This is a genomic window from Halarsenatibacter silvermanii (assembly GCF_900103135.1).
Classification (GTDB): Bacteria; Bacillota; Halanaerobiia; order Halanaerobiales; family Halarsenatibacteraceae; genus Halarsenatibacter; species Halarsenatibacter silvermanii.
In genome coordinates this window covers 92,767-106,478 of record NZ_FNGO01000006.1, presented here as the reverse complement: position 1 = coordinate 106,478, position 13,712 = coordinate 92,767, and the positions used below count along the sequence as shown (strand labels likewise).

Here is a 13,712-nt window from a genome sequence, read left to right as displayed (position 1 = left end):
TAAAAAACTGTAACTCGCGATCGCAGAGAGACTCCACTTTAACCTGTTAAGAGACTCTTTACAATTGTCTCGCCCGGTTTCCCCGACCGTTTTTCACTGACTGCACCGGGCACTGCAATTAAGATCCGCGCACGATATTGACATTACTAACATTATAACTGCTATAAAGAAAAAAAACAAGCACCTTTCGGTGCCTTAATTAATTGTAGTTCTTAATTAATTGTAGTTAATTTATTGTATTGTATTGGATGTATTGGATCTTCTCCCTAAAAGCTGGTTTAATATATTTCTATCATATTTATGCGTTTACAAGAAGATCCATTTCTCTTATATTATTTCTTTATCTGTCAGCACTCTTTCCAGCTCGTTTTTATCCTCTTCATTCATCGCTGTCAGCGGCAGACGCAGATCACCGGTATTCCAGCCCTTCATCGACATGGCAGTTTTTACAGGTATGGGATTTGTGGTTATGAACATCGCCTGAAAAACGGGGAGCAGATCTTTTTGGATTTTTCTGGCCTCATGAAAATCGTTGGAAAAACAATTATTGATCATCTTTTTAATGCGGCCGGAGATCAGATTTGCCGCCACGCTGACAATTCCCTCTCCCCCGACTGCCATCAGAGGTAAAGTGAGCCCGTCATCTCCGCTCAAGACCTGAAAATCCGGGCCGGTCCGGGCGACTATTTCCGCACCCTGTTCCACATCCCCGCTGGCTTCCTTTATGGCGGTAATGTTATCAATTTCTGACAGCTTGACAGTTGTATCAGCTTCCAGATTGCGTGAGGTTCTGGACGGCACATTATAGAGCATTATGGGAAGCTTAATGCTTTCAGCAGCGGTTTTAAAATGCTCATAAAGAGAAGCCTGCGGGGGTTTGTTGTAATAGGGAACGACCAGCATTATCTTATCAGCACCGGCCATCTTGGCTTCGTGACTCAGCTCTATGCTTTTTTTGGTGTTATAGGAACCGGTACCTGCTATCACCCCGGCTTTATCTTCCACCGCGCCTGCCACAGTTTCTATCAACTTTATCTTCTCTTCTTCTGACAGTGCAGGTGATTCTCCGGTTGTTCCGCTGACAAGAATATCATCGCAGCCGTTTTCGGCCAGATCAACTGCAATCCTGGCGGCCTCATCATAATTTACCTGATTTTCTTCGGTGAATGGGGTTATCATAGCGGTAACAAGGGGACCAAATTTCATTTTTAATACCTCCAATTAGATATTTAAATATCGAACTTTTGATGCAGCGTCCTGACGGCGAGCTTTTCCCTGCTGCTTTTGATCAGACAGGAAATAGTGGTATGAGAGTCAGTCGTTTGAAAAATACGGATATCCGCCTGGCAGAAAGCTTCAACAATTTTGGCCATTATTCCGGGCTGGCCTGTCATTCCGCCTCCCACCAGCGATACTTTGCTGAAGTCATGCGATACACGGTGATTAAAATTTTCTGCTTCCATAATTTCTCCGGCCTCTTCACTGCTCGAATAATCGACGACAAAGGATATTTTCTCCGGCCTTATATTAATAAAGTCTACACTTATATTTTCCGCGGCCAGGAGCGGAAATATTTTCAGGCCGGTGGCATAATTCTTTCCATTATCAGGAAATATCTCAAAAAAGACGATATCACTCCTGGTTGCTATACCGGTTGCCGGTCTGTCGGTATCAATACTCACGCCATCTTCGCCCAGACTGGTGCCATTTTTTCTGTCCGAATCATCCAGAGGGAGAATATTCAGAGGCAGATCTCCATTCATGGCAACTTCGGCAGCCCGGGGATGAATGACCCTGGCTCCCTGGTAGGCCAGTTCACAGGCCTCGCTGTAGGTGATCTCTTTTAAAGGTTTAGCGGCCTGGCATTTTTGAGGATCAGATGTCATAAGTCCCTGGACATCGCTGTAAATATCGACCTTTTCAGCACCGAGTGCATATCCCAGCACACTGGCGGTGGTATCGCTGCCGCCCCGCCCCAGAGTGGTTATTTCACCTTCAGGGGTTATCCCCTGAAACCCCGCCACTACAGGAACAATTTCCCGCTCCCAGAGCTCAAAAATTCTGGTCGGATCGACGCATTCGACTCTTGACCTGCCGTGACTTTCATCGGTTATTATCCCCGCCTGCCAGCCGGTGAGTGAAAAGGCTTTCTGTCCTGATTCTTCGAGTTCAGAAGCCAATACCACCGATGAGATAATTTCACCGCAGGAAAGCAGCAGATCCTTCTGTCGTTCAGGGGCGGAAGTTTTGCCGTTTTCTATCATCTCCAGCAGGGTATCGGTGGCGTAGGCATGACCTTTTTTACCCATAGCCGAGACCACAACCACCGGTTTTTTGCCTTTCTCGATCTCTTCGATGATTTTCTGACGGACTATCTCCCTTTTATTTTTGGTGGCCAGCGAAGTTCCGCCAAATTTTTGTATTACTATGTTCAAATTCATCACTTCCCAAAATTTATCACTTGCCGCTGTTGATTTTTTCCGCAATCTGGACCGCGTTGAGAGCCGCACCTTTACGGATATTGTTGGCCGCTATGTAAAGATGGATTCCCCGGGAGCGATCTCTGTCGTTTCTGATCCTGCCTACCAGCACATCGTCTGTATTTTCAGTATCTAGCGGTTGAGGATATACGCCTGCTTCCGGCTCATCCAGCACTTTGACTCCTAAAGCCTGATCCAGCAGATCAGAGACCATCTCTGCCCGGGCCTTTTCTTCCAGCTCCAGATATACCGATTCAGCATGGCCGTATTCCACCGGAACCCTGACGCAGGTGCAGTTGATCTCTATCTCTTCCTTTTCGAGTATTTTGCGGCTCTCGCGGCGCATTTTTATCTCCTCGTTGCTGAACCCATCCTCATGAAAGTAGTCTATGGCCGGCAGGAGATTAAATGCTATCGGATTATCATAATATTCAGCTTTAAAATCTCCATTCTGTAATCTGGCCCTGCTCTCCTTTTTTAATGCCGAAACGGCCTCAGCACCGCTGCCGGAGGCGGATTGATAGGTGCTCACCAGCACCCTTTTCAGGCCGAACTCATCCAGCAGGGGTTTTAAAACCATAACCAGCTGAATTGTCGAACAGTTGGGGTTGGCTATCAGATCTTCATTTTCATCGAGAACTTCCCCGTTGACCTCCGGCACTACCAGCGGCACATCTCTATCCATGCGGAAAGAGCTGCTGTTGTCGATTATCACACCGGAGTTTTTCTCTTTTATTTCAGGAATTATCTGCTGGCTGACCTCGCCGGGCATAGAGGAAAGATATATGTCACAATTCTCCACATTTTCAGGTTTTAAAGCTTTTATGGTTATGTCTTCGCCGGAAAAAGACATTTTTTCCCCGGCCGAGCTTTCACTGGCATAAAGGTATAGATCGGATACGGGAAACTCGCGTTCCTCCAGCAAATTTACTATCTCTCTGCCGACCAGTCCTGTCGCTCCAAAAACAGCAGTTTTACAGCTCATATATTCCTGCCTCCTAAAGAAGATTTTCCAGCCCATAAACAAAGCCATCGAATTCATCGATGCTGCGGAGTGCCAGTTTTATCCCCGGACGGAAAGCAGAACGGGAGGTGGTATCATGTTCCAGGGTTAGAGTCTGTCCTTCTCCTCCCAGTATGACCTCCTGACGGGCAACAAGACCGGGCAGCCGCAGGCTGTGAATTTTCACGTTATTGACCTCTCCTCCTCTAACTCCCTCAACTGTAAAATCTATATCCTCTTCCCCGGCCATCTTTTGACAGCCGCTTAACTTCTCTGCGGTGGCAATAGATGTGCCGGAAGGGGCATCATCCTTACCCTGATGGTGTCCTTCTATGATTTCCACCCTGTTGAAATATTCGGCAGCCTTTTCACTCATCTCCATCAAAAGGACAGCACCCAGCGAAAAATTAGGGGCCAGCAGCACGGAAAGCCCTCTTGACTCAGTCATTTCTGCCAGCTCTTCTCTGTCGTTTTCCGACAGTCCTGTTGTTCCAATTATCAAATTCATTCCCGCCTCCAGCGCTGTTTCTGCTGCCTGCAGAAGCCCTTCAGCTGAGGTGAAATCTATCATAACATTTAAATCCTTTTCTTTTATCGCTCTCTCGACACTTTGAAAAATTTCCCGGGATGGGGCTTTTTTCAGAGAGGGCAGCTCGTCGATTTTTTTACCGGAGGCATTTATATCTACCCCGGCGGACAGTCTAAAGTTATCACATTCCATGACTGAAATAGCAGCCTGTTTTCCCATGTTGCCGGCGATTCCCCGGACTAAAACGTTTTCCATTAATTAATCTCACTCCTTCTGTAAATTTTTTGAGATCTGCGGATTTTCTTCGCTGCGGAGCTCAAAATAATTGGTGCCCCAGACACCTATTATGATCAGCAAAGCTCCCCACGCCTGGATGGCATAAAAGGGTTCTCCTCTAATAAGTACACCGGCCAGAATGGAGACCACAGTGGTCAAATTGGCAAAAACAGACGCCTGACTGGCCGGCAGTCTCGACAAAGCATAATTGAGCATAAAAAAGGCCAGAATAGATGATAACGTGCTGAGATAGATCACCGAAATCATTACCTGAGCATTAAAAAGATAGCTGCCGTAGGTCGAAATAGCTCCTTCAAAACTAATTATACCGAGCAGATTGAACAGCACAGCTCCCGAATAACACATGAAAAAAGTGATCTCGACCGGAGTGTAATCTATTGATATAGAACGGGAAATTATGTTATAAGCGCCTCCTGATATAACCGCTCCCAGCAAAAATATGATGCCCAGATAGTGAGCCTGAGAACCTATGTCTCCCTGGGCAGTCACCACCAATCCAACCCCCAGCACCGAGAGAATTATGCAGAGCGATTGTTTCCAGCCCGGAACTTCTTCCAGAAATATCGCTCCGAGTACAGCTGTCGCCACCGGTATCAAAGAGATCATCAGGCCGGCCTGAGAGGAGGTGGTGAAATTTATACCCATAATTTCAAATGTGAAGTACAGAAATGGCTGAAAAATCGAAATTATCATCAAAGGTTTAATAGATTTACCGGTAAAATTTGTCTTTATTACTTTCATAAATCTCAAAATAGTTATAACCAGAGAAGCCATAAGAAATCTGAAGCCGAGCAGATGAAATGGAGCTATGATATCAAGTGCTTCTTTAGAAAAAAGAAAAGAGAATCCAAAGACAAGACTGAAAGTCAATCCAGCCATATGCGGCCGGTACCTATTTTTCCAGTCCTTCATCAGCCTTCATCACCATCCGCAGGCGGCCAGGGCCCATAATATTGATAAAACTGACATTCAATACCTCCATTGTAAAGCTTTCTGCGTTTGCTGGCTTTTTCTCCAAAGGAATTCTCAAAATCTGAATAGGAGGTCAAAATATAATAGGACCAGGTATCCAGAGGCAAAAGTTTGCTGCCCAGCTTCTGGTAGAGTTTTTCTATTTTCTCCTCATCCATCCTCTCCCCGTAAGGAGGGTTGGTGATTACATATCCGTATTTTCTGCTGGAGGAAAAATCATCCAGCTCCCGCTGCTGGAAGTGAATTGCCTCTTCTACTCCCGCCCGACGGGCATTATGTATGGCACTTTCAATAATATCATCATCGTGGTCATAACCGGCAATTAATCTCACTTCCCGATCTTTTCTCATCCTATCTTTCGCTTCTTTGCGGGCTTTATTCCAGCTGTCTTCGCCCAAAAATTCCCATTCCTCGCTGACAAAGCTGCGGTTAAAGCCGGGCGGAATCGATTTAGCCATCATGGCCGCTTCTATCAATAGAGTGCCGGAACCACAGAAAGGATCCAGCAAAATTCTATCGCGATCCCAGCGGCTTAAATTGATCATAGCTGCAGCTATGGTTTCCTGAAGAGGAGCCTGACCTGCTTCCTGTCGGTAACCTCTTTTGTGCAGTCCTTTTCCGCTGCTGTCAAGACAGATAATAGCATTATCCTTATGCATAAAGAAATTGACAGGATAGGTTTCTCCCTCTTCCGGCAGCCTTTCGCGGCTGCTATTTTCCAGCATCCTGTCCACCACAGATTTTTTGATGATAGATTGACAGGCAGGAACGCTGTGCAGCTGAGATTTGACCGATTTGCCGCTGACCGGAATATGGGCGTCCCCGGGCAGAAAATCCGGCCAGTTTATTTCATATATATTATCATAAAGTTCATCAAAATCACGGGCCGGAAATTCGGCCAGCTTCAGATAAACTCGTTCGGCCGAACGCAGCTGCAGATTGCACCTGGCCAGATCTTTGCCCGTTCCCGATATCTCTATCCGGCCATTTTTCACATTTTTCACATCATAATTCATTTTTCTCAGTTCGTGCTTTACCACCGATTCGACTCCAAAGGTTGTGGTGATCAAAATGTCGAACTCGTACAAGTTAACTCCTCCTGTTAATTGAGCTATTCTTTAAACATTTTCCATATCCTCGATAATCTCTGCTCCCCGGTCTTTCATATCTTTAAGGGCCTCTTCCACATCTCCGGGCCTGGCATTTACTCCCCGGGCTGCTGGCCTGATCAAATTGACGTCAAATCCGTATTTAAGAGCATCACAGACGGTGTAATATACACAGACATCCAAAGCCAACCCCGCTATATCGATAACCTCAATATCCAGCCCTCTAAAATAATCCGCCAGCCCTAAATCACGACCGTTGTTGTCCTGAAAAGCAGAATAACTATCTATCATCTTTTTTTGTCCCTTTCTCATTATCATGTCAAACCGGCGGGTATTTATATCCTCGTGAAAGGCAGCTCCTCTGGTGCCCTGCTGACAGTGTTCCGGCCAGAGCACCGGACCTATGCCTTCATTGTCGCCTTCATACTCAGCAAGAGGCTCTTTATCGTGATTTTTAGCAAAACTCATATGTTCCGGCGGATGCCAGTCCTGCGATGCCGCTATAGTCCTGTAGCCATCGGAATCCATAAGTTCATTAATGCGGGGATTGATTTTGCTGGCTCCGGGAACAGCCAGTGCCCCGTCTTCATAAAAATCGTACTGCAGATCGACACATAGAAGTGCTTTTTCAGCCATATTTCAGCGCCTCCTGTCTGCTGACTGTTGTTTTTACCGGACTGGATAAAAGCTCTGCCGGCTGTTTATCTTTTGGGATCTCTCTGTCTTTAGTTGGTTATACGATATCTATCAACTGATAAAGCTATAATTCCCTGTTCAATAACGCACCTGAAAATTTTCCTCGGGAGGAGCTTCATCTACCTCTTCAACTTCGATATCTTCTACTTCAGCCAGCGAAGGACCTGTTTTAATCCTGGTCAGAAGTTCTTCCACATCGCTTTTTTCTCCATAAAGGACGGCTTCAACCCTGCCATCAGCAAGATTTTTGACCCAGCCTCTCACGCCGAGCCGGCGAGCATTCCTGCGGGTGAAAGCTCGAAAGCCCACTCCCTGAACCCGGCCGGAAATAAATACATGCAGACCGGTTTCAGTCATATTTTACCTCCTCTTTTAAACCCTGCAGAGAGGTGTTTTCTGGAACGGTGACATAGACCGGAACAGTTATACATTCATAATCCGTCCCTATTATATCACATCTTCCAGCTCTATTGTAGAGCCCCTGCAGCCTGCCATCATACATATAAAATCCGAAGGTATAATTAAAAGGTTCAAGTTCAGGTTTTTGCTCTCCTTTATCCTCATAATCATAGGCAGGCAGAAGTTCCATCGTATTCGTGGGACAGTATTCCTGATAAAGATAATCCCTGCGGGAACATTCCTCCAGCAGATTATCCCATTCAAATAGAGAATGATGCCTGCCGAGTCTAACCCCCTTTCCAGCAAAGCTATCGCAGGGTTTTAGCACGTATTCATCCTTGTTTTCCTTCAGCTTTTTCCGCAGTCTATTGTTTTCAACTATCTCCGAACCGTATCCGGTCTCGAGCAGATAGTTATCCAAAAATTTCTTTTCATCATCTGTTAAAAAATTAAATTCTTCAGCCTGAGATAAAACCCGGAACACGGCTTTGTTATGAATTACCTGGGATCTGAATCCTCCGCAGAGGCAGACATCCCGGGATTTATAAGCTTCAAATAACGGTCTTACCTCGCTGTAATTTTCAAAGAGTTTTCCGGTGGTGGAACGGCGGTAGATTAAATCTATGGTTTTGTCCTTGTATTTTATTTTACTGCCAGCATATTCGAGCTGGCGGGGATCGGCCAGAAAAGTTTCTATACCCCATTCATTCAACATCCTGGCAAAGACTTTAAATTCACTCAAAATACCGTCTTCAAAAAAATCGACTATAGCTACGACAGGATTGACTCTTTTTTTGCCGCTGAAACAGCGATATTTGTCCAGCAAAATTTCAATCCAGCTCCGAAACAGCTCAAATCCATATAAAGACACTTCGTGATTATCCCTCAACCATCTCAACAGTTCGCTTTCGCCCAAAATATTCTGCATGACTCTGACCTCGTTCATGGCCGAAGTTCCATCGGTATTTAACTCTCCCAGCTTTATTTCTCCCTGCTGATTATATAAAATATCATAGCGGGCGATGGGGAAATGTCCAGGATAACCCGGATCTATGAGAATATATTTCTCCATCTTTTCAGAGAAAGGAAAAAGATTTCTGAATCCAGGATCATAAAGATATCTATCGGTAATTTTATTGAATATAGCGGTCAATTTTTCGGTAAAATCCTGAAAAAACTTCCACTGATGGGCTGAGACAAGGTGAGGAGTATAGGGGAATTTGACCGGATCTCCATGATATCTGACAGAACTGTCTATCAGGTCGGGCCAGAGCTGCTGCTGGTATTCTTCCAGATATTTTTCCGGGCTGCTGACGAGCTCGGCTTTGACTAAACCCTGAAAATAATTGTCCTTCATCTTATAATCTCCCCCTCATTAAAGCATTCAGATTACAATAATCCAGATCTTCAATTTGCAAAGAAAAAATCTCCTCGTCGTTTTTCTGACCGCCGTTCTGGAAAGCGGTTCTGGGAGGGAGATATTTTCTCAAGAAGCCTTCCAGCCTGTCGAGATTTTTCAGCTCCCGATCATTGAGTCCCTTCCTGGCTCGAGAAAATAATTCCTGCTGCCAGTTTTTGATGCTTTTCCCTCGCGAATATTCCAGCTCGACGCCCTGGAGAGGAATACCAGCTAAAGCTGATTCTATTCTCTCTCTTCCGGTTTCACGGGCTATATCTTTCAAAAATTGAAGATTTTCTTCCCTGTAAAATAACCCTTTTATAAATGATATATAGCCAAGACAGAGTGGATAAGGAAGGGAATCGGCCATTCTCAGCTCCAGATAATTTTTTGCCCGCACATCGGTAAAGGCCATTGTAAACATGTGCTGTATCAGCTCTTCTGCCATCTCTTCCCGGGTTAATATCTCCCAGAAAGCCTTATCACCGGTAAAGCTATCATCTTCTGGATCGAATATGGCCGGCAGCTCCAGTATAAAGCGGGCATAATCACGGAAAGAAAAATCATCCCTCAAACAGCCGGGAGGCAGACCGCTTCTATCATCATCGCAGTTGCGCCAGATCTGCGATCTTACCCCCCAGAAACTGGCAGGCCTACCTTCCATAAAAGGAGAATTATCAAAAACCGCGTAAATCACTGGTGTAAGCCAGGCTGCTGCAGCAAATTTATCGCGAAAATCCGCTTCTGAAGAATAATCGATGCTGACCTGCAGGGCAGCAGATCCCTTCATCATGTTATGGGCCCACTTTCCTTTATCGGCGAAATAATTATACATATGTTTGTATCTCTTTTTGGGCAAAAGAGGGAGTTCTTCTATGACAGTCACCGGCTGATAGCCGAGGCTGATCAGGCTGTAATCGCGGGCATTGAGCAGGGGGAAAATCTCCCGGCAAAAATTTTTAAATATTCCATCTATCTCCTGCAGACTTTCTTTGGGAGCAAAGCTGTATTCCAGCTGCCCCCCCGGCTCCAGATTTATCTCATCGCCATTTTTGCGCAGCCCCAAAATCTGATCTTCTCCAGCCTTATCACAAATATTCCAGCCATTTCCGGCCATCTCTTTAAATATATCATTTATACCCTCGGATTCAAAATAGGTCACAGCTTTAGTCGTGCTGTTTTTTATAATAAAAAATTCGAATTCAACTCCCAGCCTGTAATCAGCTGTTCCGGTGGAATTTTTGCGGAAATAATCTTCTATCTGATCCAGATATCTTTTTTTTGTCCTTTTTCGATTGCTATAATTGGGTTTCATCTCACACTCTCCGTTTAATATTGATATTGTCGACATCAGCTGATCGAATACAATTTTATACATATCTTTATGGCTTCCAGTATTTCATAAGTTCCGACAATTAAGGATCTTCTTGTCTTCAGTTGGTCAATAGGTGTGTAAAAAACCTCATTTAGTTGTACTGTAAGATATAAAGCTTCGTTCACAATGAAATTTTCCCCGTTCTTATACGATATCTATCAACTGATAACAAGAAGATCCACAATTAAAGGTATGAGCTCTCCTGACAACCCGGCATATGTGACAGTACTACCTGAGGCACCGGAGAAGAACTCTTTGTTTCATTATATACATAATTTCCGGGGTTTTAAAGTTTATCTTCGAGATCCTGGTCGAGAACCTATTGTTCTGTTTGACAGCCTCTGCAAATGATGTTAAGATTAAAAGAGTCCTAAAAAAGTGAGGTGAGATAATGGCAATAAAAGAAAAAGCTCGAGAGCTGGCACAGGAGATAGTCAGTTCACAGGCTTATCAGGAAATGAAAGATGCTGAAGAAGCCGTAATGGCCGACGATGAAGCCGGTGATCTGATGGAAGAACTTGAATCCGTTCAGAAAAGGGTCCAGATGGCGCAGATGAACGGGCAGGAAATAGATCAAAGTCAAAAGAAAAAGCTCCAGAATCTCAAGGCCAAAATGCAGCAAAATCCCAAGATCAAAGATTTTCTCACAGCTCAGCAGGAATTTAACGGAATTATGGAAGATGTTAATGAAATTATCAGCAATACCCTTCAGGGGCAGGAACCCGAGGAGGAAGAAGATTCAGGCGGCCAGATAATCACCTGATTCTAGACCGGTAAATTTGCTGATGGATTAAAATTTTTATCTTACCCTTTCAAATTCGCGCTGAATTGAATAGAAATCACCAGAGCCGCAGTCAGAGCCGGATGAGACTGCGGCTTTTTGCCTGCTTATAAAATCTCATTCTCCGCCGGCTGCGGCCAGATAAGCAGTCGAAAAAGCTATCTGCAGGTTATGTCCGCCGGTGTGGGCGGCCGGAGCCATTATCTCTCCGGCAAAATATAGTCCCGGTAAAATTTTTGATTCCATGGTGGAAGGATCGATCTCATCGGTAGAAATTCCTCCCCTGGTTATAATTGCTCTTTTATATCCTGAAGTTCCCGTCACCCTGAGCTGCAGATTTTTGAGCAGACCTGCCAGAGCCTGTCTCTGTCCGGCGGTAATTTGATTTATTCTTTTATTGCCGGGAATTTCCGATAATTTAACGATCACAGGTCTCAACCAGGCCGGCAGCAGTTCTTTAAAAGCATTTCTGTAAAGCTTGTTGCTGAATTTATCAAAATCTCTTTTCAATCTATCATCCAGCTTGTTTTTATCGAGACCGGGCTTCAAATCGATAATCAGCGAGCTTTTTCCGGCACCTTTCTCAAAATAACAGCTGGCGGCCAGCACAGCAGCACCTCCGAGCTCATCCTCTCTCAGCTCAATTTCTCCTGTCTCGGTGAATAAAATTTCATTTTCTCTTTTCAGCTTCAGGCCGGTGTTTTTCAATTTTAAACCGGCAGCATCAGCAGGCCAATCCTCGGCCACTTTTAAGGGCACAAGAGCTGGAACAGGCTCGGGACGGAGTGAATGCCCGGTTTTTTGAGCGAGAGTGTAACCACTGCCATCAGATCCGGTCCAGGGATAGGAACACCCCCCGGCAGCCAGGATAACTCTGTCTGAATTTATTTTATCTCCCCGCTGCAGCCTCACGCCCCGACAGCGAGAATCATAAATTATCTCCTCTGCCCTGCTTTCATAAATGATATTCACTCCTGCTTTTTCTGCCTTATTAACCAGCAGTCTTCTGACGCTTTCAGCGCTGTCATTTTTCGGATAGATGCGGCTACCTCTTTCTTCTTTGAGTTTTAGACCTCTGCCGCTGAAAAATTCTCGGGTTCTCACCGGAGGGAAGGTATAAAGCGAGCTGTAGAGAAAGTCGGCATCCTGAAAAACCTGATCCAGGACCTGATCCGGAGGAAGGGTAGAGGTGAGATTACACCTGCCTTCGCCGGTGAGAAGCAGTTTTTTCCCGGCTTCTTTATTCCTCTCCAGAACTACTACCCTTTCTCCTTTTTCAGCTGCCTGGATTGCCGCAAACAAACCGGAAGGCCCGGCCCCTATCACCACCGTTTTCGTCGTTTTCATTCCTCAAGCACCTTATGTCTTTTCTGCCAGTTTTCGCGCAGAGCTTCAAGAGCTGGTTTTAATATTTTTTTCTGAGTTGCCAGATTCAATCGATAAAATCCTTCGCCTTCTTCACCGAACCAGCAGCCGGGTTCCAGCCCTGCTTCAGCTCTGTCGAATAAAAGCTCTTCGATAGCCTCTTTTTTTAGTTCCGAAGCGGAAAAATCAAGCCAGACCAGATAGGTTCCCTCCGGCTCGATCAAATCAATTCCCTCGAGATCTCCCAGAATATCTCCGGTCAATTCGAGATTGCCCTTTAAATATTCGAGCTGCTTTTCAAGCCAGGCCTCACCCTCCTGATAGGCCGTTTTTAAAGCCTGATAACCGAATATATTGGCTCCTTTGATAGTTCTCTGACATGCTGAATCGAATTTTTCTCTCAGCTCTGATTCAGCCGTGACAGCATAGGAGATTTTCAGACCGGCCAGATTGAAGGTTTTGGTGGGAGAATTCAGCGTCAGAATTTTATCTTTATTTTCCCGGCCCAGGGAGGCCAGAGGGGTATGGCTGCTGCCGGAGAATATAAAATCGGCATGAATTTCATCCGCTATTATGGTGATCTCATTATTCCGGCATATCTTCAGCAGTCGCTTTAGTTCCTCATCTGACCAGACCCTGCCTACGGGATTATGAGGGCTGCAGAGCAATAACATCTCGGCCCTATCCGCAGCTGCCTGCTCCTTAAGACCGGCAAAATCCATCTTATACTGCCCATTATCCAGAATAAGCGAATTTTTTATGATCTCTCTGTCATTTCGTTCAATAACTTCATAAAAAGGATAATATACAGGAGGCTGGATGATGACGCCAGCTTCGGGCGAAGTGAGTTCCGAAACAGCTATATTTAAAGCCGGAACTACACCTCTAATCAGATTCACCCAGTTCTTTTTTATTTTCCAGTCATATCTGCGCCTGAACCAGCTGCAGACAGCTTCTTTTATCTCTTCTCCTGGATAAGTATAACCAAAGACTCCGTGTTCCAGCCTTTCCTGCAGGCTTTCTAAAATTTCGGGTGCCGTGGGCCAATCGGAGTCGGCCACCCAGAGAGGAGTGATCGAAGAGTTTGAGAAAATTTCCTCCCTGCGATCCCATTTTATCGAATTGGTTCCCTTTCTATCGATAACCCCGGAAAAATCGTAATTTTGATTCATCATATCTCCCTTCAATGTTTAAATTCGTATTTTATTTCTGCCTATTATTATAACCTTTATTTTTCCAACAATCAAAAAGAAAAAAACCAACCTCTTTTGCAGTCAAAAGAAGCTGGCTGGCATTTAAGCAAACTT

Annotated in this window: 13 protein-coding genes; 1 reads left to right on the top strand and 12 read right to left on the bottom strand. The window is 45.0% G+C overall.

Going from position 1 to position 13,712, the window contains the following annotated elements; translation table 11 throughout:
- Positions 1 to 327: 327 nt before the first annotated feature.
- From dapA to BLT15_RS04735, 10 genes are all read right to left on the bottom strand, one after another.
- Positions 328 to 1,206 (bottom strand): 4-hydroxy-tetrahydrodipicolinate synthase, encoded by an 879-nt coding sequence (gene dapA / locus BLT15_RS04780; RefSeq protein WP_089759201.1) that lies wholly within the window; start codon positions 1,204 to 1,206, stop codon positions 328 to 330.
- 23 nt (positions 1,207 to 1,229) lie between these two features.
- Complete coding sequence (gene dapG, locus BLT15_RS04775) at positions 1,230 to 2,435, bottom strand: aspartate kinase (protein WP_234985515.1); 1,206 nt, start codon at positions 2,433 to 2,435, stop codon at positions 1,230 to 1,232.
- 22 nt (positions 2,436 to 2,457) lie between these two features.
- Positions 2,458 to 3,465 (bottom strand): aspartate-semialdehyde dehydrogenase, encoded by a 1,008-nt coding sequence (locus BLT15_RS04770; protein ID WP_089759197.1) that lies wholly within the window; start codon positions 3,463 to 3,465, stop codon positions 2,458 to 2,460.
- A 13-nt stretch (positions 3,466 to 3,478) separates the two neighbouring features.
- Positions 3,479 to 4,267 carry a 4-hydroxy-tetrahydrodipicolinate reductase gene (gene dapB / locus BLT15_RS04765; protein ID WP_089759195.1) on the bottom strand — a complete coding sequence of 263 codons (789 nt, stop codon included), beginning with the start codon at positions 4,265 to 4,267 and terminating at the stop codon, positions 3,479 to 3,481.
- A 9-nt stretch (positions 4,268 to 4,276) separates the two neighbouring features.
- On the bottom strand, positions 4,277 to 5,188 hold the full coding sequence (locus tag BLT15_RS04760) for a DMT family transporter (protein WP_234985514.1): 912 nt from the start codon (positions 5,186 to 5,188) through the stop codon (positions 4,277 to 4,279).
- A 32-nt stretch (positions 5,189 to 5,220) separates the two neighbouring features.
- Complete coding sequence (locus BLT15_RS04755) at positions 5,221 to 6,369, bottom strand: THUMP domain-containing class I SAM-dependent RNA methyltransferase (RefSeq protein WP_089759192.1); 1,149 nt, start codon at positions 6,367 to 6,369, stop codon at positions 5,221 to 5,223.
- A 30-nt stretch (positions 6,370 to 6,399) separates the two neighbouring features.
- Positions 6,400 to 7,026, bottom strand: a complete 627-nt coding sequence (gene pncA, locus BLT15_RS04750) for a bifunctional nicotinamidase/pyrazinamidase (RefSeq protein WP_089759190.1) — start codon at positions 7,024 to 7,026, stop codon at positions 6,400 to 6,402.
- 138 nt (positions 7,027 to 7,164) lie between these two features.
- Entirely contained in the window at positions 7,165 to 7,443 is a 279-nt protein-coding gene (locus BLT15_RS04745; RefSeq protein WP_089759188.1) for an acylphosphatase, read from the bottom strand.
- Positions 7,436 to 8,842 carry a glutathionylspermidine synthase family protein gene (locus BLT15_RS04740; RefSeq protein WP_089759186.1) on the bottom strand — a complete coding sequence of 469 codons (1,407 nt, stop codon included), beginning with the start codon at positions 8,840 to 8,842 and terminating at the stop codon, positions 7,436 to 7,438. The genes BLT15_RS04745 and BLT15_RS04740 overlap by 8 nt, the downstream gene beginning before the upstream one ends.
- A gap of 1 nt (position 8,843) precedes the next feature.
- Positions 8,844 to 10,199: a glutamate-cysteine ligase family protein gene (locus BLT15_RS04735; RefSeq protein WP_159429819.1), complete on the bottom strand. Its 1,356-nt coding sequence runs from the start codon at positions 10,197 to 10,199 to the stop codon at positions 8,844 to 8,846.
- Between the two features lie 451 nt (positions 10,200 to 10,650).
- On the opposite strand from BLT15_RS04735, the gene BLT15_RS04730 reads away from it, so the two are divergent.
- Positions 10,651 to 11,022, top strand: coding sequence for a YlbF/YmcA family competence regulator (locus BLT15_RS04730; protein ID WP_089759183.1), 372 nt, complete (start codon positions 10,651 to 10,653; stop codon positions 11,020 to 11,022).
- Positions 11,023 to 11,157: 135 nt separating this feature from the next.
- Here BLT15_RS04730 and BLT15_RS04725 read toward each other — a convergent pair whose 3' ends face one another.
- Positions 11,158 to 12,387: a BaiN/RdsA family NAD(P)/FAD-dependent oxidoreductase gene (locus tag BLT15_RS04725; protein WP_089759181.1), complete on the bottom strand. Its 1,230-nt coding sequence runs from the start codon at positions 12,385 to 12,387 to the stop codon at positions 11,158 to 11,160.
- Complete coding sequence (locus tag BLT15_RS04720) at positions 12,384 to 13,592, bottom strand: MalY/PatB family protein (protein ID WP_159429818.1); 1,209 nt, start codon at positions 13,590 to 13,592, stop codon at positions 12,384 to 12,386. The genes BLT15_RS04725 and BLT15_RS04720 overlap by 4 nt, the downstream gene beginning before the upstream one ends.
- Positions 13,593 to 13,712: the final 120 nt, after the last annotated feature.

Excerpts from the sequence above, each read along its gene's own strand:
- dapA (WP_089759201.1), bottom strand. The coding sequence starts at position 1,206 with ATGAAATTTGGTCCCCTTGTTACCGCTATGATAACCCCATTCACCGAA.
- BLT15_RS04770 (WP_089759197.1), bottom strand. The coding sequence starts at position 3,465 with ATGAGCTGTAAAACTGCTGTTTTTGGAGCGACAGGACTGGTCGGCAGA.
- dapB (WP_089759195.1), bottom strand. The coding sequence starts at position 4,267 with ATGGAAAACGTTTTAGTCCGGGGAATCGCCGGCAACATGGGAAAACAG.
- BLT15_RS04760 (WP_234985514.1), bottom strand. The coding sequence starts at position 5,188 with ATGGCTGGATTGACTTTCAGTCTTGTCTTTGGATTCTCTTTTCTTTTT.
- pncA (WP_089759190.1), bottom strand. The coding sequence starts at position 7,026 with ATGGCTGAAAAAGCACTTCTATGTGTCGATCTGCAGTACGATTTTTAT.
- BLT15_RS04745 (WP_089759188.1), bottom strand. The coding sequence starts at position 7,443 with ATGACTGAAACCGGTCTGCATGTATTTATTTCCGGCCGGGTTCAGGGA.
- BLT15_RS04740 (WP_089759186.1), bottom strand. The coding sequence starts at position 8,842 with ATGAAGGACAATTATTTTCAGGGTTTAGTCAAAGCCGAGCTCGTCAGC.
- BLT15_RS04735 (WP_159429819.1), bottom strand. The coding sequence starts at position 10,199 with ATGAAACCCAATTATAGCAATCGAAAAAGGACAAAAAAAAGATATCTG.
- BLT15_RS04730 (WP_089759183.1), top strand. The coding sequence starts at position 10,651 with ATGGCAATAAAAGAAAAAGCTCGAGAGCTGGCACAGGAGATAGTCAGT.
- BLT15_RS04725 (WP_089759181.1), bottom strand. The coding sequence starts at position 12,387 with ATGAAAACGACGAAAACGGTGGTGATAGGGGCCGGGCCTTCCGGTTTG.